Source organism: Phenylobacterium sp. T106 (genome assembly GCF_057219735.1).
Map to the genome: position 1 here is coordinate 327979 of NZ_JBXVWA010000001.1, position 16384 is coordinate 344362.

The window sequence follows — 16384 nt, forward strand, 5'->3', positions numbered from 1 at the left end:
CGGCGTCAGCTCTTCTCGATCCGGGTCCAGACCTGGGTCTTGCAGAGGATGTTGCCGATGAAGCAGCCCTTGGCGCGCAGGCGCTGGGCGTCGATCGGCTCGGCCTGGCCGCTGAAGGTGCGGTTGAGGTCGGGCACGAAGACCTTGCCCTGCCAGACGCCGTTCTTGCGCGGCTGGAACTCGCGGAACAGCTGCAGGCCGATCAGGTTGGGCGTGCCGCCCTCGCGCGCGTCACGCTTGGCCTTCTCGCTGGCCCAGACGACGTAGCCGCAGGCGCCCTGGGCGCACGGGCGGATGTCCACGTGCACCGAGTTCTTGGGATTGCGCCAGGTGCCGAACAGGCTCGCATCCTGCGCCGCGGCGGCGGGCGTGGCGCTCAGCAGGGCGACGGCGGCGAGGACGAGCTTCAGCTTGGGCATTCCAATTCTCTGGAGGAACAACGCGGCGCATATGCGGCGTTCCGCATGAGCGTCAAATGAACAACGTTCGGCCCGGACGTTCAGGTTTCCGGCAGCGCTTCGATGATGACGAACGCCTGAGCATAGGGATGGTCGTCGGTGAGCGACAGGTGGATGACGGCCCGATGGCCCGGGGGCGTCATCTCCTGCAGGCGGGCGAGCGCGCCGCCGGTGAGCTGCATCGTGGGCTGGCCCGAGCGCATGTTGACCACGCCCATGTCGCGCCAGAAGACGCCGCGCCGCATGCCGGTGCCGAGCGCCTTGGCGCAGGCTTCCTTGGCGGCGAAGCGCTTGGCGTAGCTGGCGGCGGCGTCGGCCTTGCGCTCGGACCGGGTCCGCTCGAGCTCGGTGAAGACGCGGTGACGGAACCGGTCGCCGAAGCGGTCGAGGCTCGCCTGGATGCGCCGGATGTCGGAGAGGTCGGAGCCGAGGCCGAGGATCATGCGGCCCGCGTCACGCGTGCTTCGTCCATCAGCGCCCGCATGCGCTGGATGGCGGGCCCGAGGCCGATGAAGATCGCTTCGCCGATCAGGAAATGGCCGATGTTGAGCTCGGCCACCTGGGGGATGGCGGCGATCGGCTTGACCGTCTCGTAGTCGATGCCGTGGCCGGCGTGCACCTCGAGGCCCAGGTCGGCCGCGCGTTCGGCGGCGGCGACAAGGCCCTTCAGCAGCGCCTCGGCCTGGGGCTTCCGTTCACGGACCGCCTGGCAGTAGGCGCCGGTGTGCAGCTCGACCACCTGGGCGCCCACGGCCTGCGCCGCCTGCACCTGGGCGTCGTCGGCGTCGATGAAGAGCGAGACGCGGATCCCGGCCTCAGCCATCCGGCGCACGACGGGGGCGATGGCGTTGCGGCCGCGCACGACGTCGAGGCCGCCCTCGGTGGTGACCTCCTCGCGCCGCTCGGGCACGAGGCATGCGGCGTGCGGGCGATGGGCGAGCGCGATCGCCTCCATCTCGGGCGTCACCGCGCATTCGAAGTTCAGCGGCCGACCGCGGCGGCGGCAGATGACCGCGAGCGCGTCGATGTCGGCGTCCGAGATGTGGCGGCGGTCCTCGCGCAGGTGGGCGGTGATCCCGTCCGCGCCGGCCGCCAGGGCCATCTCGGCCGCGCGCACGGGGTCGGGATAGCCCTCGCCCCGCGCGTTCCGCACGGTGGCGACGTGGTCGATGTTCACGCCGAGTCTCAGCCGGGACATGGGGCGCTCCGGACGCTCGTCCTCGCCTCCCCCGCGCAGCGGCGGGAGGGGGACCGCTCGCCGAGCCGGGCCGCAGGCCTGGCGGAGAGCGAGGGGTGGAGGGGGCGAGCCTCAAGCTCGGCGGATGCCTTGGCGGAGATCGACGGCTCGGAATGCGGCCCGCCCCCTCCACCGTCCGCTCTGCGGCGGACGGTCCCCCTCCCGCCGCTCCGCGGGGGAGGTGTGAACACACGCGCGATCACTTGCGCAGCCTCTTGGAGCCCGGCTCCTCGGCGGGGATGGCGGCGAGCTCGGGCGGGATCTCGTCCGGCGCGTAGCTGGGCACGTCGACGGTGGCCAGCGCCACCAGGGGCCAGCCCACGTCGGCCCGACCGCCGGAGCGGTCGACGATGCACGCGCAGCAGAGCACCTGGCCGCCCGCCGCCTCGATCGGCTCCACGGCCTCGCGGAAGCTGCCGCCGGTGGTGATGACGTCCTCGACCACGACGACCTTGGCCCCCGGCGCGATCGTGAAGGCGCGCCGCAGCTTGAACCGGCCGTCCTCGCGCTCGACGTAGATCGACGGCACGCCGAGCGCGCGGGCGACCTCGTAGCCGGGGATGATCGCGCCCACCGCGGGCGCCACGATCACGTCGGGCTTGCCGAACTGTTCCACGATCTTCGCCGCCAGGGCCCGGCAGAGCCGCTCGGTGCGGTCCGCGTACTGGAAGACCAGGTTCTTCTGCAGGAACATCGGCGAATGGCGGCCGCTGGCCAGGATGAAGTGGCCTTCGCGCAGGGCGCCGGCGCCGCGGAATTCCTCGAGGACGTCGTCGGTGTTCATTGTCTGCGAGATAGTCCCGTTTTCGGCGCGCCGGAAGGTCCCCCGGCCCGGCGGACGCGCGCCACTTTTCGGGCGTATCGAAAGGATGCGTTAGCCCGCAGCCGATAAAGCTCGGCCATGGCCGATGGTGCGGGCATCAATCCGCCGACGAGCGCAACGGCGCCAGGCGGGCAGGAGATGTTTCCGGGAGACTTCCCGGAAGGCCTGAAGCCGCGCCTGCGGCTCTTCTTCAGCGCCGACCTGGTCGAGGCCACCCGCTACAAGCAGTCCCGCAATGTCTGGCGGCCCGAAATCCTGAATTTCTACAGGGACTTCGACTTCATTCTGAAGGCCGAGCACCGGGCGTTCGCCGACCGCCATCAGCCGGACCTGACCGCCCCCACGTTCTGGAAGAGCAACGGCGACGAGCTGCTCTACGTCTGCGAGATGGCGAGCCCCGCCGAGGCCCATGCGCTGATGTACGTCTGGCTGACGGCGCTGGAGCGCTACCGCGCCACCACGGCCGACGACGCCGAGCACCTGGACGTAAAATCGACGGCCTGGATCGCGCTTTTCCCGGCGCCGAACGCCGAGATCTTCTTCCGCCGCGGCGACTTCGGGCCGCTGGACCAGTCGACGCGCGATCCGCTGATCGTGCAGTCCGAGATCCGTGACGAGTGGTACGCCTATCCCTTCGGGTCGACGATCACGCGCGAATTCGTGGGGCCCTCGATCGACACGGGGTTCCGGCTGACCGCCTGGGCGACGCCCTGGCGCATGGCGCTGTCCGTCGATCTCGCCTTCCTGCTGATGGGCACCTCGCCCGGCGGCATCGGGCAACTGCGGCTGAACCTGAGCGGCTGCGCGCGCCTGAAGGGCGTGGCCTGCGACCAGCCGTACCCGCACCTCTGGGTCCCCGTGGGCGGCCGGGCTGCGGCCGGAGCGGTGCGCTGCGACCCCTATATCGACGACCAGCAGGTGATCCGCGCCTTCTGCGAGGCGCTGATCGAGCAGAACTACAGCTCGATCACGCCGCTCTTCATCGAGCCCGGGCGGACCGACAGCTACGACTGGGTGCCCCCCTACATCCTGAAGCGGATCCGGGCGCACTGGCGCGACGAGATCGAGCACCGCCTGGCGGTGGAGGAGCTCGCGCGCCTCGGGGCGTGAGGGGGCCCGCTGGCTCAGGGGCAGGTTCCAGAGGCTCGGAGCCTCTCCAACCGCGATCTCGGACCTGGATCTGGCTCCCGGCATTCGCCGGGACGATCGGACGTCGTTGAAGGCCTAACCCTTCGTCCGCTCGACGTCTTCCACGCTGGGATTGGCGCGCAGCGCCGCGGAGATGTGGGTCAGGTGGCGGGCATCGTTGACGTCCACGTCGATGTCGACAGCGAAGAAGTCGGACTGCCGGTGGTGCATGCGCAGGCCCACGATGTTGCCGCCCGCGTCTCCGATGATGGTGCAGACCTGGCCCAGCACGCCCGGCGCATTGCGGATGGTGGCCGTGAGCCGCGCGCGGGCCGTGGCGTTGCGCTCGGCCTCGGGCGTCCACTGCAGGTCGCGCCAGAGCTCCTCCCGGTCCTCGTACTGGGCGAGCTGCTCGCAGTCGATCGTGTGGACCGTGAGGCCGCGCCCGTCGTTCTCGAGGATGCCGACGATGCGGTCGCCGGGCACGGGCGAGCAGCACTCGCCGAAATGCAGCGACACGCCGGGCGTGAGGCCGCTGCCCCGGACGTAGAGCCGGGCGCCCTTGCCGTCCTGGATGTGCTGGCGGGCGGTGGCCGCCTCGCGCTCGGCCGCCTTCAGGCCGGGGAAGACCGTCTCCAGCACCTGGGCCGGCGAGGCCCGGCCGCGGCCGACGGCGTCGAACAGCTCGTCCTCGCTGGCGACCGCGAAGCGCTCCATCGCCGGGCGCAGGGAGACGTCCTTGCGGCTCTTGCCCGCGGCCTCGAACATCTGGTCCACCGTCGCGCGGCCGAGGCGAATGAACTCCTCCCGCTCGGTCTGGCGGATGTGGCGGCGGATCGCCGAGCGGGCGCGGCCGGTCACCGTGAGCGAGCGCCAGTCGGGCGGCACCACCGGCTTGCCGCCGCGGATCACCTCGACCACGTCGCCGTTGGAGAGCGCGGTGCGCAGCGGCTTCAGCTCGCCGTTGATCTTGGCGCCGATGGTGGTGTCGCCGATGTCGGTGTGCAGGGCGTAGGCGAAGTCGAGCGGCATGGCGCCGCGCGGCAGGCTGACCAGCTGGCCCTTCGGCGTGAAGACGAACACCTGGTCGAGGTACATCTCGAGCTTGGCGTGCTCGACCAGCTCCTCGGCGTCTCCGCCGTGCTCCAGCACCTGGACGAGGTGGCGCAGGTTGACCAGCGGGTCCCGGCCGCCGGCGGCCTTCTGGTGCTCGGGGTCGAAGCCGTACGAGGTGTTCTTGTAGCGCCAGTGGGCCGCCACGCCCTCCTCGGCCACCAGGTCCATGGCCTCGGTGCGGATCTGCATCTCGATGCGCATGCCGCGGTAGCCGACCACGGTGGTGTGCAGCGAGCGGTAGTTGTTCCGCTTGGGCGTGGAGATGAAGTCCTTGAACCGCTCGGGAACGCTGGGCCAGGCGCGGTGGATCACGCCCAGGGCGCGATAGCAGTCCTCCTCGGAGTCGGTGATGACCCGGAAGGCGTAGATGTCGGAAAGCTGAGAGAATCCAATCGACTTACGCTGCAGCTTGCGCCAGATCGAATAGGCGCTCTTCTCCCGGCCGTAGACGCGTGCGGGGATGCCCGCCGCCTGCAGCCGCGAGGTGATCTCCTGGCTGACCGCCGACACCGCCCCGCCCTGCTCGCTGCGCAGCACCTCCAGCCGCCGAAGGATGGCGTTGCGTCCCACCGGGTTGAGGTGGGCGAAGGCCAGCTCCTCCAGCTCCTCGCAGATGCGGTGCACGCCGATGGAGCGGGCCAGCGGGCCGTAGATGTCGAGCGTCTCGCGCGCGATCCGCTCGCGCTTGGCGGCCTGCTTGATGAAGTGCAGCGTCCGCATGTTGTGCAGCCGGTCGGCCAGCTTCACGAGGAGGACACGGACGTCCTTGGAGATGGCGAGGATGAACTTCCGCAGGTTCTCGGCCTGGCGGAGGTGGTCCTGGGAGAGTTCCAGCTTGGAGAGCTTGGTGACGCCCTCCACCAGCTCGGCGATCTCGGCGCCGAACAGCTGCTCGACCTGCTCCCGGGTGGCGTCGGTGTCCTCGATGACGTCGTGCAGGAGGGCCGTGACGATCGTCTCGGTGTCGAGCCGGTAGTCCGTGAGGATGCCGGCCACCTCGATCGGGTGGGCGAAATAGGGGTCGCCGGACGCCCGCTTCTGCGAGCCGTGCTGGCGCATGGCGTAGACATAGGCGCGGTTCAGCAGCGCCTCGTCGGCCGTGGGATCGTAGGAGCGGACCTTCTCGATCAGCTCGAACTGACGCAGCATCTTGGGCCGCGCCGGGCTGGCCGCGGCCGGCGCCGGCATAGGTGCGTCTTTAGGGGGTCCGGCGGGCTGGACCGCCGCGTCCTGGATCAGAGGGTCTGCGCCTTCCGGGCTCAGTACCGCTCCTCCTGGCCGCCGTCACGGTCGCTCTGCAGCGCGCGGACCAGTTCCAGCTCGCTCATCTGCATGTGGGTCGGATCGGCCAGCAGGGCGAGGGTTTCGGCCTCTTCCTCGGCTTCCGAACGCTCGTCGACACGCTGCAGGGACGCGATCACGCTTTCCCGCAGTTCCTCGCCATCGACCACGTCGTCGGCGATTTCGCGCAGGGCCACGACCGGGTTCTTGTCGTTGTCGCGGTCGACCATGATCTGCGAACCGGCCGAGATGGCGCGGGCGCGATGGGCGGACAGGAGAACGAGCGAGAAGCGGTTCGGGACCTTCTCGATGCAGTCTTCGACGGTGACGCGGGCCATTCAATCTCTCGGAGCGGCGGGGAAGTAGAACCGGCGAAGATAGAGCTTTGGGCCGTTTTGTGCAACGCCGCAAAGGCCGCAGGCCCGGCGTCAGCCTCCGCCGAGGATCCGCTGCGCGTCGGCCTTGAGCTCTGGCGAGAAGGCGTCGCCGAAGTCCTCGATCGCGTAGAGCGGGCGGACTTCCAGCTCGACCTCGCCGTCGCCGTCGAGGGCCGGCCAGCGCTTCGCCCATTCCAGGACCTCGGCCAGGGAGCCCGCTTCGACGAGCGTGAAGCCGGCGACGATCTCCTTGGTCTCGGTGAACGGGCCGTCGATGACCAGCGGCTTGCCGTTCCGGAACTTGACGCGCGCGCCCTCCCGCGACGGCTTCAGCCCGTCGCCGCCCAGGATCTTCAGCGAGCGCCCCATCGCCTCGTGATAGGCCATCATCGCCTCGGCGAGCTCGGGCGTGGCGTCGTCGGCGCCCTCGCTGTTGGCGTCGGCCTTGCGGATGAGGATGAAGCGCATGAAGTCCTCCGTGACCCGGCCGCCATGTGCCGGCCGTTCCCGAGCCTAGGACGGACCGCGGTCGCTGACGCCGACATTCCGGGCGCTTGGGCGACAGGAGGATTCAACCACGAACCACACGGACGACACGAACGGGCCCTGCCGGATGGCCCGCGCCGCCTGGAGCGACCGCGGCGCGTTCGCGTGGTTCGTGTGGTTCGTGGTCCAGAACAGCGCCTGCGGCGGGATCAGGCCCGCGTGGCGTCGCGACCGACGGTCGTCGCGGACACCAGCTCCGCGGCCGTCTTTCCCAGCACGGGATGCCGCCAGTCCGGCGCGATCTCGGCCAGGGGGCCCATGACGAAGAGGCGTTCGTGGGCTCGGGGGTGCGGGACCACCAGGCCCGGCTCGTCCAGCACGCGGCGGCCATGGGCGATGAGGTCCAGGTCGAGGGTGCGCGGCGCGTTGCGGGCCCAGCGCTCGCGGCCCATCTCGGCTTCCAGCTTGAGGAGGGCGGCCAGCACGCCGGCGGGTCCGGCGTTCGCCTCGACAAGAACGACGCCGTTGCGATACTCAGGGCCACTGGGATCGGGCCAGGCGGCCGAGCGCCACCAGGACGACCGCACGAGGATTTTCAGGCCGACATCCGGGAACCGCGCCAGCGCCGCCTCCAGGAGCGCCTCGGACGAGCCGTACGGCCCCGGAAGGTTGCTCCCCAGCGCGATGACGACGGCGTCCTGCAGGTCGGGGAGTTGGTTGGCGATGACGTTCTATCCTACCGACCGGCTGGCCTTGTTCATCGACGGCGCCAACCTCTATTCCGCCGCCAAGAACCTCGGCTTCGACATCGACTACCGGAAGCTCCTCGACGAGTTCAAGAAGCGCTCGGTGCTGGTGCGGGCCTACTACTACACCGCCCTCGTCGAGAACGAGGAGTACTCGCCGATCCGGCCGCTGGTCGACTGGCTGGACTACAACGGCTACCGCCTCGTCACGAAGCCGGCGCGAGAGTACGTGGACAGCCACGGCCGCAAGCGCTTCCGGGGCGACATGGACGTCGAGATCGCCGTCGACATGCTGGAGATGGCCGAGCATGCCGACCATATGGTGCTGTTCTCGGGCGACGGGGATTTCCGCCGGCTGGTGGAGGCGGTGCAGCGCCGGGGCTCGCGGGTGACCGTCGTCTCGACCGTGAAGAGCCAGCCGCCGATGGTGTCCGACGACCTGCGCCGGCAGGCCGACAACTTCGTGGACCTGGCCGACCTGGCCGACATGATCGGCCGGCCCTCGCGCCTGCCGAAGTTCATTTCCGAGAGCCGCGGGCCCGCACGTGAAGACGCCGAGAGCTGAGGCCCCGCCGGAGGCGCCGGCCGACTGCCCGCTCTGCCCGCGCCTGGTGGCCTACCGCGAGGCCAACAAGGTCAGCGTGCCGGGGGGATTCAACGGCGCCGTGGCCTCGTTCGGCGACGAGGCCGCGCGGCTGTGCGTGGTGGGACTGGCGCCGGGCCGCATGGGGGCGAACCGCACCGGCCGGCCATTCACGGGCGACGGCGCCGGGTGGATGCTCTACGAGACCCTGCTCAAGACGGGCTTCGCGCAGGGGACCTACGACGCGCGGCCGGACGACGGCGTCACGCTGGTGGACTGCATGATCACCAACGCCGTGCGCTGCGCGCCGCCGGGAAACAAGCCGGAGACGGCCGAGGAAGCGACGTGCCGGCCGTTCCTTGCCGCCCGCCTCGCCGCCCTGCCCCGGCTGAAGGTGATCGTGACCCTGGGCGACGTCTCGCGGCGCAACGTGCTGCGGGCGCTGGGGCTGAAAGCGTCGGCGGGGATCGCGGGGCACGGGACCGAGTTCCCGGCGGGCCCCTACACGGTGCTGAACAGCTACCACTGCTCGCGGCTCAACACGAACACGGGCCGGCTGACGGCGGAGATGTTCGAGGCCGTGTTCCGCCGCGCGCGGGCGATCGTCGAGGGATAACCGCCTCTCCCCGCGCTCCGGAGGCGCGACGAGAGAAAGGGGGCGGAGCGGCGCGTCGGCGACCCGGCCCTTGCCACAGGCCGCGCAAGCGGGACCGCAGCACCCTTTCGCGGAACCACCGACGCGAGCGCCTCCTGCAGCACCGCCCTCTCCCTACCCTCTCCCTCTCTCGCTCCGCTCGGGGGAGAGGAGGCTGTTGCCTCTGCGGAAACGCGCAGTTGGGGTAGGCTCTCCGAAACTCCGGAGGATCCCATGGCCGACAGCGCCGTCACCGCAGATCAGGACGAAGTGCTCTACGAGGTGAGCGAGCACATCGCGACGATCACCTTCAACCGCCCCGAGCGGATGAACACGATCTCAGGGCCCATGCTGAACCAGCTCACCGAGCTGCTGCTGAAGGCCGATCGCGACCGGGACGTGCGCTGCATCATCCTGACGGGCACGGGCCGCGCGTTCTGCGCCGGGCTGAACCTGGGCGGGGCGACCAAGGGCTCGACGGGTCTTGAGGGCGCATCGACCTCGACCGACATCGACCTGCGCGCGACACCGCCGACGGTGCTGTTCAACCTCGGCACGCCGACCATCTGCGCGCTGAACGGCTCGGCCGCGGGCTACGGTATGGACACGGCGCTGGGCTGCGACATCCGCATCATGGCCGATAACGCCAAGATGGCCGCGGCCTTCACCAAGCGCGGGATCGTGCCCGAGAGCGGCGGCACCTGGCTGCTGCCGCGGCTGCTGGGCTGGTCCAAGGCGGCCGAGATCATCTTCACCGGCCGCACCCTGAACGCCGCCGAATGCGTCGAGCTGGGCCTGGCCTCGCGGGCCGTGCCGGCCGACCAGGTGGCGGCCGAGGCGCGCAAGCTGGCGCTGGAGATCGCCGCCAACGCGCCGCTGGCCGTGCAGGCCTCGAAGCGGCTGATGCGGATGGGCCTGTCCGAGGGCTTCGACGAGCACGTGCACCACGTGTTCCTGCAGCTCCTGCCGCTGCTCAAGACCGAGGACTCCCTGGAGGGCATGCGGGCGTTCATGGAGAAGCGCGAGCCGGCGTTCAAAGGCCGCTGACCTCAACCGCAGGGATCGTGGCGATCCGCAGAGGTGGTGGGGCCCGGGCGGCCCTGCACACTTCGCGGTCGCTGCGGTCCAAAGAATGCGCCGCGGGGCGCGCCGCCTATGGCCGATGTCCCGGCGCGCCTGTAGCGTCGCCGCCATCAGCCGCTTCGGATTCCCGCGTGAAACTCGTCCTTGCCGCCGCGCTCGCGGCCGCCCTCGCCGCCCCTGCCCTGGCCGCTCCGCCCAAGCCGGACCCCGCGCTTCTCGACCGCACCCTTGAGATCCTGAAGCGGGGCGTGGCGTTCCCGACGGTGGCGGGCCGCGGCCAGACCGTGGCCTACGCCGAGTACCTGAAGAGCATCCTCGTCGCCGGCGGATACCGGCCGGACGAGATCACGATCGAGCCGCTGAACGGGACGGCGTTCCTGATCGCCCGCTACCCCGGGACCGACCCGAAGCGGCCGCCGATCGTCATCTCGGGCCACATGGACGTGGTCGAGGCCAGGGCCGAGGACTGGGCGCGCGATCCGTTCACGCCGGTCGTCGAGGGCGGCTATCTCTACGGGCGCGGCGCGGACGACAACAAGGCCGACGTCTCGGTGGTCGTGGCGACGCTGGCGAAGCTGCGGAAGGAGGGCTGGAAGCCCGGCCGCGACGTGGTCCTGGCGCTCTCGGGCGACGAGGAGACCACCATGGTCACCACCGCAGAGCTGGCCAGGCGGCTGAAGGGCGCCGAGATGGTGCTGAACGCCGACGGCGGCGGCGGCTCGCTGGACGAGGCCAGCAAGGCGGTGGCCTACGGCGTCCAGGGCGCCGAGAAGACCTACGCCGACTTCACCATCACCTTCACCGACCCCGGCGGGCACTCGAGCCGGCCCACGCCCTCGAACGCCATCTATCGCCTGTCGGCGGCGCTGGAGAAGCTGCGCGCCTACCGCTTCCCGACGATGCACAACGAGATCACCCGGGCGATGCTGGAGGCGGCGTCGCGGAGCACGCCGGGCGACCTGGGCGCGGCGATGAAGCGCTTCGCGGCCGATCCCGCCGACAAGGACGCCGTCGAGCGCCTGTCGGCGGACCCGAACTACAATCCGGTGCTGCGGACCACCTGCGTCGCGACGATGCTGTCGGGCGGACATGCGCCCAACGCCCTGCCGCAGAAGGCGAGCGCGACCGTGAACTGCCGGATCTTCCCGGGCACGTCGTCCGAGAGCGTGCGGCGAACCCTCGCGGAGGTGATCGGCGACGCGAGCGTCACGGTGACCCGGGTCGACGACGGCTCGGTCGACAGCCCCGCCTCGCCGCTGCGGCCGGACGTGATGACGGCGATCCGGAAGGCCGTGCACGCCCGCTTCCCGGGCCTGCCGATCGTGCCGAGCCAGGCGTCGGGCGCGACCGACAGCATGCATTTCCGCGCCGTGGGAATCCCCAGCTACGGGGTCTCGGGCCTGTTCATGCGGCCCGGCGAGGCCTTCGCCCACGGCCTGAACGAGAAGGTCCCGATCGCCGCCCTGGAGGGCAGCCTCGCGCACTGGGACTCGATCCTGCGCGACCTGGCGAAGTAGGTCAGCCGTAGAGCGCCTGCAGGCGCGCGCGTTCGGCGCGGGAGGCCTCGGCGAAGTCGGCCGACGCCCACAGGCGGTGCTCGCCGCGGGCGTAGGCGGCGGCGTTGCGGGCGTACATCCAGGCGTTCATGGCGTTGGCGGCGGCGTTGTCCCGCTCGCGCACGACCTTGCCGGGCGCGCCCATGACGATCGAGTTGGGCGGGATGATCGTGCCCTCCTTCAGGAAGGCCTGGCCGGCGATGATGGAGTTCTCGCCGATCTCGCAGCCGTCCATGATGGTGGCGCCGATGCCCACCAGAACCCGGTCCCCGATCCGGCAGCCGTGCAGCGTGACGTGATGGGTGATCGAGCAGTCCTCGCCGATGATCGTGCCGGTCCCGGCGCCGATGTGGATCATCACGAAGTCCTGGATGTTGGTGCGGGCGCCGATGCGCACCTCCAGCACCTCGGCGCGCACCACGACGTTGGGCCAGATGGACGCTTCCGACGCGACCTCGACTTCGCCGTAGAGCTGCGCACTCGGGTGCACGAAGGCGTCGGGCGCGATGCGAACGTCGGGGCCGAAGCGGGACTGGGGACCTTGCTGCATGCCACGAGTCTAGCGCAGCTTCCGCGGCGTCAGCGCCAGTAGCGGTAGGTCCAGAGCGGCTGGAAGCCGGCGCGGCGATAGAGGCGGCGGGCGGGGTTGCCTTCCTCGACCTGCAGGACCACCCGGCCGATCCCCTCCGAGGTCAGGGCGCGTCCGAACGCGCCGAGGATCGCCGCCGCATGACCCCGGCCGCGGGCCTCGGGCGCGGTGCGCATGTCGTGGACGCCGCCCCACCCTTCGAACACCGTCAGCACGCCGACGGCGCGGGTCGCCCCGTCCGCGCCGGCGGCGCCGTAGCGGGCCGAGGGCGCGCGAGAGAGGTTGCGGATGCGCAGCGCGCCTTCGGCCGGATCGAAGCCGTCCCCCAGGAAGACCGCGCTCCAGGCGTCGTCGGGCCGCTCCAGCAGCCGCGCCGGCGCGTCGCTCAGGGCCGCGATGCGGGCCGCCTCGCCTAGCTTCATCACGGTGGGCTGCCGGCCGGCGACGCCGTGACGGGCCGCCGCCTCGCGGATCGGGTCGAGGGCCGGCGTGTCGGCGAGGCGGAAGGCCGGCGGCAGGCGATGGTCGCGGAAGGCCTCGACGACCCGGTCCACGCTGCGAGGATCGAGGTCGTGAGAGAGGGGCACGGCGCTCTTGGCGCGGCCGATCGCGCCATCGTCCAGGGGGACCAGCCAGCCGTCCACCTCCAGGACCCGGGGCGGCGCGACCGCGGCCACCACCGACCGCTCGAGCGCGGCGACGTCGAGGCTCAACCCTTGTCCCGCATGAGCCGGGCCTTGTCGCGCTGCCAGTCCCGCTCGGCCGCCGTCTCGCGCTTGTCGTGGATCTTCTTGCCCTTGGCGAGCGCCACCTCCAGCTTTGCCAGGCCCTTGTCGGACCAGTAGAGCTTGGTGGGGATCAGGGTCAGGCCTTCGCGCTGGACCGCGCCCATCAGCCGGTCGATCTCGCGGCGCTTGAGCAGCAGCTTCCGCGGCCGCCGGGGCTCGTGGTTGAAGTGCGGGCCGGCCTGGGCGTACTTCGGGATGTCGGCGTTCACGAGGACGATCTCGTCGCCTTCGACCGCCGCATAGCTCTCGGCGATATTGGCCTTGCCGTTGCGCAGGCTCTTCACCTCCGAGCCGGTGAGCGCGAGCCCCGCCTCGAACGTCTGCTCCAGGAAATAGTCGAACCGCGCGCGGCGGTTCTCGGCGATCGTCTTGCCGGCCATGGCTAGATAACGCCCGCCTCGCGCATTCCGGCCAACACCTCGGCGCGCGCGGCTTCCGAGCACGGCACCAGCGGCAGGCGGCCCTCCTCGCGGCAGAGGCCCAGATGCGACAGCGCGAACTTCGTAGGACTGGGGCTGGCGTCGGAGAAGAGCGCCTTATGCAGCCGGATCAGCCGGTCCTGGCCATAGAGCGCCTCGGCCCAGCGGCCGGCGAGCGCGTCGTTGTAGAAGGCCGACACCTGCTCGGGCGCCACGTTGCAGGTGACCGAGATGCAGCCATGGCCGCCGTGGGCCATGTAGCCCAGGGCCGAATCGTCGTTGCCCGAGAGCATCACCCAGTCCTCGCCGCACTCGAGGCGCTGGAGGCTGGCGCGGGGCAGATCGCCGGTGGCGTCCTTGATGCCGACGATGTTCGGGAGCTTCGCGAGCCGGGCGAGCGTGGCGTTGGAGATGTCGACGCTGGTCCGCGCGGGCACGTTGTAGACTAGGATCGGCAGCTGCACCGCGTCGTTGATCGCCTTGTAGTGGGCGAAGAGGCCCTCCTGGCTTGGGCGGTTGTAGTAGGGCGTCACCACCAGCGCGGCGTCGCAGCCGATGGCCTTGGCGTGGCGCACCAATTCGATCGCCTCGTCCGTAGAATTGGAGCCGGCCCCGGGAATCACCGGCACGCGGCCCCGCGCCGTGGCGACGCAGAGCTCCATCACCCGGCGGTGCTCCTCGTGGCTCAGCGTGGACGCCTCGCCGGTGGTGCCGACGGGAATCAGGCCATGGACGCCGCCGGCGATCTGGCGCTCGACCAGGGCCACGAAGGCGTCCTCGTCGACCGCGCCGTCGCGGAACGGGGTCACCAGCGCCGGCAGGACGCCGCGGAAGAGAGGTTCGGACATGGGGTGTGCAAAAGGCCGTGAATATGTCGCCTAGTGAGGCGACGTTCAGATGTGGCCGGACAATATGTTGCCGCGGGCTTGGCTCGCAATGTCGATTCCATTCATCCCCAGTCGGGGGGAGACAGGTTGAACGCACGGGTCCGTAACGCGCTGCTCGCCGGATGCGCCCTGGTGGTCGCCACCACGATGGCCCGCGCCCAGGGCGTCGACCCGATCGGGGACCTGCTGTCCGGCGGCGCCCAGACGCCCCCCGCGCCCACGGCGCCGGCGCCCCCGCGCCAGACTGTGGCCCAGCCTCTCTCCGCGTCCGACCAGCAGCTGTTCGCCCAGGGCCTGTCGGCGGCCCGCCGCGGCGACGTCGCCGGCGCCCGCGCGATCATCCAGCGCCTCGACGACACCATCGCGCGCCGGACCGTCACCTGGGCCCTGGTGGACGCCAACGCCGGCGCGCTGAGCTTCGCCGAGCTGGACGCCGCACGCCGCGAGCTGACCGGATTCCCCAGGCCCGGCCGTCGGCAGATCGCGGCCGAACGGCTCGTGGAGACCTCGGGCAAGTCCCCGTCGGAGATCGTCGCGTGGTTCGCCGGCGAACCCCCGCAGAGCGCCCAGGGCGCCATGGCGCTGGCGAGCGCCTACCGCTCGCTGGGGCGCCAGGCCGAGGCGGCGGAGCTGATCCGCACCTGGTGGCGGACGCGCAGCTTCGAGGCCGAACCGCAGCGGCAGATGCTGACGCGGTTCTCCGATGTCCTGACGGTCGACGACCACGTCCGGCGGGCCGACGTCCTGCTCTACGGGGCCCAGGGCCCCGCGGCGCGCGACATGGTGACCCTGCTGCCGGCCGACCGGCAGCCGGCGGCGATCGCGCGGATCGCCCTGCGCTCCGGCGGGGCCGACGCCTATGCGGCGCTGTCGCCCGCCGACCAGGCTTCGCCCGGCGTGGCCTTCGAGCGCGCCGCCGCGCTGCGTCGCGCGGGCCGCGAGGCCGAAGCCATCGCGCTGCTGCCGAACTTCCCAACGGAGATCGTCACCCCCGAAGGCGCCGACCGCATGTGGGACGAGCGCAAGCGGCTGGTCGCCTACGCCCTGAAGCTGAACAACTGGCGCGCGGCGTACCAGGCCGCCGCCAACTCGGGGCTGAGCGAAGGGACCGACGCCACCGAGGCCGAGTTCTACGCCGGGTGGATCGCCTTGAACCGGCTCAACGACGCCCCCGCCGCCGCCCGGCACTTCGCGGCCATCGAGAGGATCGGGTCGTCGCCGATCACCCGCGGCCGCGCCTTGTACTGGATGGGCCGCGCCGCCGAGCAGCGGGGCGACCGCGCGGGCGCCGAACGCCACTACCGGGACGGCGCGCAGTACCTGACGAGCTTCTATGGCCAGCTCGCCGCCGAGAAGGTGGGCCAGCCGATCCGCCTGGCGAGCGATCCCGTCCCCACGGCCGCCGAACGCGCCCGCTTCGAGGGACGCCAGGAGGTGCAGGCCATGCGGCTCCTGGCCGACCAGGGCCAGCGCGACCTGTTCCGGGCCTTCGCCCTGCACATCGACGACATCCTCCCGACCACGGTGGAGGTCGCCATGCTGGTGGACGCGATCCGCGGCTATGGCGACCAGGACACCTCGATGAAGGCGATCCGGGCCGCGGCGACCCGCAACCTGATCCTGATCGACCGCGGCTATCCCTACCGCACGCCCCCCAGCGTGGCCGGCGCGCCCGAGCCTGCGCTGGTGCTGGGGATCACGCGTCAGGAGAGCGGCTTCGACCCCGGCGTCCGCAGCCACGCCGACGCCCGCGGCATGATGCAGCTCCTGCCCTCGACCGCCCGTATCGTGGCGCGGCGGATGGGCGAGCCCTACTCGGGCCCTGCCGCGCTGTACGAGGCCGACTACAACATGCGCCTCGGCTCGTCCTTCCTGGGCCAGCTGGTGAACCAGTTCTCGGGCTCGTACGTGATGGCGGCGGCGGGCTACAACGCCGGGCCCGGCCGGCCCGTGCAGTGGATCAACACCTGCGGCGACCCGCGCGCCGGCTCGAACGACCCGCTCGACTTCATCGAGTGCATCCCGTTCTCGGAGACCCGGAACTACGTGATGCGGGTGCTGGAGAACATGACGGTCTACCGCGCCAAGCTGAACGGCGGCTCGGCGCCGATCACCCTGTCATCGGACCTGCGGCGGGGCGGATACAGCTACGCCGCCGCCACGGGCGCAGCGACCTCGGCGAGCAACCCGTAG

General features: G+C 71.1%; 18 protein-coding genes. 6 read left to right on the forward strand and 12 right to left on the reverse strand.

Going from position 1 to position 16384, the window contains the following annotated elements:
• Nucleotides 1–5: 5 nt before the first annotated feature.
• From AC2D8W_RS01535 to pyrE, 4 genes are all read right to left on the reverse strand, one after another.
• Nucleotides 6–419, reverse strand: coding sequence for a DUF2147 domain-containing protein (locus tag AC2D8W_RS01535; RefSeq protein WP_484670040.1), 414 nt, complete (start codon nucleotides 417–419; stop codon nucleotides 6–8).
• Nucleotides 420–499: 80 nt separating this feature from the next.
• On the reverse strand, nucleotides 500–901 hold the full coding sequence (acpS, locus tag AC2D8W_RS01540) for a holo-ACP synthase (RefSeq protein WP_293479250.1): 402 nt from the start codon (nucleotides 899–901) through the stop codon (nucleotides 500–502).
• Complete coding sequence (locus AC2D8W_RS01545; RefSeq protein WP_484670041.1) at nucleotides 898–1656, reverse strand: pyridoxine 5'-phosphate synthase; 759 nt, start codon at nucleotides 1654–1656, stop codon at nucleotides 898–900. The genes acpS and AC2D8W_RS01545 overlap by 4 nt, the downstream gene beginning before the upstream one ends.
• A 238-nt stretch (nucleotides 1657–1894) precedes the next feature.
• The gene (gene pyrE, locus AC2D8W_RS01550; protein WP_484670042.1) at nucleotides 1895–2479 is read right to left on the reverse strand and encodes an orotate phosphoribosyltransferase; all 585 of its coding nucleotides are present in this window, start codon (nucleotides 2477–2479) and stop codon (nucleotides 1895–1897) included.
• A 117-nt stretch (nucleotides 2480–2596) separates the two neighbouring features.
• Between pyrE and AC2D8W_RS01555 the strand changes: the two genes are divergently transcribed.
• Nucleotides 2597–3628 carry a hypothetical protein gene (locus AC2D8W_RS01555; RefSeq protein ID WP_484670043.1) on the forward strand — a complete coding sequence of 344 codons (1032 nt, stop codon included), beginning with the start codon at nucleotides 2597–2599 and terminating at the stop codon, nucleotides 3626–3628.
• Between the two features lie 114 nt (nucleotides 3629–3742).
• On the opposite strand, the gene AC2D8W_RS01560 is transcribed toward AC2D8W_RS01555, so the two are convergent.
• The 4 genes from AC2D8W_RS01560 to folK form a co-directional block, all read right to left on the reverse strand.
• Nucleotides 3743–5950 (reverse strand): RelA/SpoT family protein, encoded by a 2208-nt coding sequence (locus tag AC2D8W_RS01560; protein ID WP_484670044.1) that lies wholly within the window; start codon nucleotides 5948–5950, stop codon nucleotides 3743–3745.
• A gap of 71 nt (nucleotides 5951–6021) precedes the next feature.
• Nucleotides 6022–6381, reverse strand: coding sequence for a DNA-directed RNA polymerase subunit omega (gene rpoZ / locus AC2D8W_RS01565; RefSeq protein ID WP_293479262.1), 360 nt, complete (start codon nucleotides 6379–6381; stop codon nucleotides 6022–6024).
• Between the two features lie 90 nt (nucleotides 6382–6471).
• The gene (locus AC2D8W_RS01570) at nucleotides 6472–6888 is read right to left on the reverse strand and encodes a YciI family protein (RefSeq protein WP_484670045.1); all 417 of its coding nucleotides are present in this window, start codon (nucleotides 6886–6888) and stop codon (nucleotides 6472–6474) included.
• 227 nt (nucleotides 6889–7115) lie between these two features.
• Nucleotides 7116–7631 (reverse strand): 2-amino-4-hydroxy-6-hydroxymethyldihydropteridine diphosphokinase, encoded by a 516-nt coding sequence (gene folK, locus AC2D8W_RS01575; protein WP_484670542.1) that lies wholly within the window; start codon nucleotides 7629–7631, stop codon nucleotides 7116–7118.
• Here folK and AC2D8W_RS01580 point away from each other — a divergent pair.
• The 4 genes from AC2D8W_RS01580 to AC2D8W_RS01595 all read left to right on the forward strand — a co-directional run bounded on the left by AC2D8W_RS01580 (nucleotide 7630) and on the right by AC2D8W_RS01595 (nucleotide 11469).
• Complete coding sequence (locus AC2D8W_RS01580; protein WP_484670046.1) at nucleotides 7630–8217, forward strand: LabA-like NYN domain-containing protein; 588 nt, start codon at nucleotides 7630–7632, stop codon at nucleotides 8215–8217. The two genes, folK and AC2D8W_RS01580, sit on opposite strands and share 2 nt — an antisense overlap.
• Nucleotides 8198–8851, forward strand: a complete 654-nt coding sequence (locus AC2D8W_RS01585) for a uracil-DNA glycosylase (protein WP_484670047.1) — start codon at nucleotides 8198–8200, stop codon at nucleotides 8849–8851. The genes AC2D8W_RS01580 and AC2D8W_RS01585 overlap by 20 nt, the downstream gene beginning before the upstream one ends.
• Nucleotides 8852–9103: 252 nt before the next feature.
• The gene (locus AC2D8W_RS01590; RefSeq protein WP_484670048.1) at nucleotides 9104–9916 is read left to right on the forward strand and encodes an enoyl-CoA hydratase/isomerase family protein; all 813 of its coding nucleotides are present in this window, start codon (nucleotides 9104–9106) and stop codon (nucleotides 9914–9916) included.
• A 167-nt stretch (nucleotides 9917–10083) separates the two neighbouring features.
• Nucleotides 10084–11469, forward strand: a complete 1386-nt coding sequence (locus AC2D8W_RS01595) for a M20/M25/M40 family metallo-hydrolase (protein WP_484670049.1) — start codon at nucleotides 10084–10086, stop codon at nucleotides 11467–11469.
• A gap of 1 nt (nucleotide 11470) precedes the next feature.
• Here the strand turns inward: AC2D8W_RS01595 and AC2D8W_RS01600 are convergent, their stop codons facing one another.
• The 4 genes from AC2D8W_RS01600 to dapA are packed head-to-tail and all read right to left on the reverse strand — an operon-like array spanning nucleotide 11471 to nucleotide 14152.
• Nucleotides 11471–12058, reverse strand: a complete 588-nt coding sequence (locus AC2D8W_RS01600; RefSeq protein ID WP_484670050.1) for a gamma carbonic anhydrase family protein — start codon at nucleotides 12056–12058, stop codon at nucleotides 11471–11473.
• A 29-nt stretch (nucleotides 12059–12087) separates the two neighbouring features.
• On the reverse strand, nucleotides 12088–12810 hold the full coding sequence (locus AC2D8W_RS01605; protein WP_484670051.1) for a GNAT family N-acetyltransferase: 723 nt from the start codon (nucleotides 12808–12810) through the stop codon (nucleotides 12088–12090).
• Nucleotides 12807–13265, reverse strand: a complete 459-nt coding sequence (gene smpB, locus AC2D8W_RS01610; protein ID WP_293479278.1) for an SsrA-binding protein SmpB — start codon at nucleotides 13263–13265, stop codon at nucleotides 12807–12809. The genes AC2D8W_RS01605 and smpB overlap by 4 nt, the downstream gene beginning before the upstream one ends.
• A gap of 2 nt (nucleotides 13266–13267) precedes the next feature.
• On the reverse strand, nucleotides 13268–14152 hold the full coding sequence (gene dapA, locus AC2D8W_RS01615) for a 4-hydroxy-tetrahydrodipicolinate synthase (RefSeq protein ID WP_293479280.1): 885 nt from the start codon (nucleotides 14150–14152) through the stop codon (nucleotides 13268–13270).
• 126 nt (nucleotides 14153–14278) lie between these two features.
• On the opposite strand from dapA, the gene AC2D8W_RS01620 reads away from it, so the two are divergent.
• On the forward strand, nucleotides 14279–16384 hold the full coding sequence (locus AC2D8W_RS01620; protein ID WP_484670052.1) for a lytic transglycosylase domain-containing protein: 2106 nt from the start codon (nucleotides 14279–14281) through the stop codon (nucleotides 16382–16384).

Bases quoted from the DNA above. Each gene is read 5' to 3' on its own strand.
- AC2D8W_RS01535 (WP_484670040.1), bottom strand. From the start codon at position 419: ATGCCCAAGCTGAAGCTCGTCCTCGCCGCCGTCGCCCTGCTGAGCGCC.
- acpS (WP_293479250.1), bottom strand. From the start codon at position 901: ATGATCCTCGGCCTCGGCTCCGACCTCTCCGACATCCGGCGCATCCAG.
- AC2D8W_RS01545 (WP_484670041.1), bottom strand. From the start codon at position 1,656: ATGTCCCGGCTGAGACTCGGCGTGAACATCGACCACGTCGCCACCGTG.
- pyrE (WP_484670042.1), bottom strand. From the start codon at position 2,479: ATGAACACCGACGACGTCCTCGAGGAATTCCGCGGCGCCGGCGCCCTG.
- AC2D8W_RS01555 (WP_484670043.1), top strand. From the start codon at position 2,597: ATGGCCGATGGTGCGGGCATCAATCCGCCGACGAGCGCAACGGCGCCA.
- AC2D8W_RS01560 (WP_484670044.1), bottom strand. From the start codon at position 5,950: ATGCCGGCGCCGGCCGCGGCCAGCCCGGCGCGGCCCAAGATGCTGCGT.
- rpoZ (WP_293479262.1), bottom strand. From the start codon at position 6,381: ATGGCCCGCGTCACCGTCGAAGACTGCATCGAGAAGGTCCCGAACCGC.
- AC2D8W_RS01570 (WP_484670045.1), bottom strand. From the start codon at position 6,888: ATGCGCTTCATCCTCATCCGCAAGGCCGACGCCAACAGCGAGGGCGCC.
- AC2D8W_RS01580 (WP_484670046.1), top strand. From the start codon at position 7,630: ATGACGTTCTATCCTACCGACCGGCTGGCCTTGTTCATCGACGGCGCC.
- AC2D8W_RS01590 (WP_484670048.1), top strand. From the start codon at position 9,104: ATGGCCGACAGCGCCGTCACCGCAGATCAGGACGAAGTGCTCTACGAG.
- AC2D8W_RS01600 (WP_484670050.1), bottom strand. From the start codon at position 12,058: ATGCAGCAAGGTCCCCAGTCCCGCTTCGGCCCCGACGTTCGCATCGCG.
- smpB (WP_293479278.1), bottom strand. From the start codon at position 13,265: ATGGCCGGCAAGACGATCGCCGAGAACCGCCGCGCGCGGTTCGACTAT.
- dapA (WP_293479280.1), bottom strand. From the start codon at position 14,152: ATGTCCGAACCTCTCTTCCGCGGCGTCCTGCCGGCGCTGGTGACCCCG.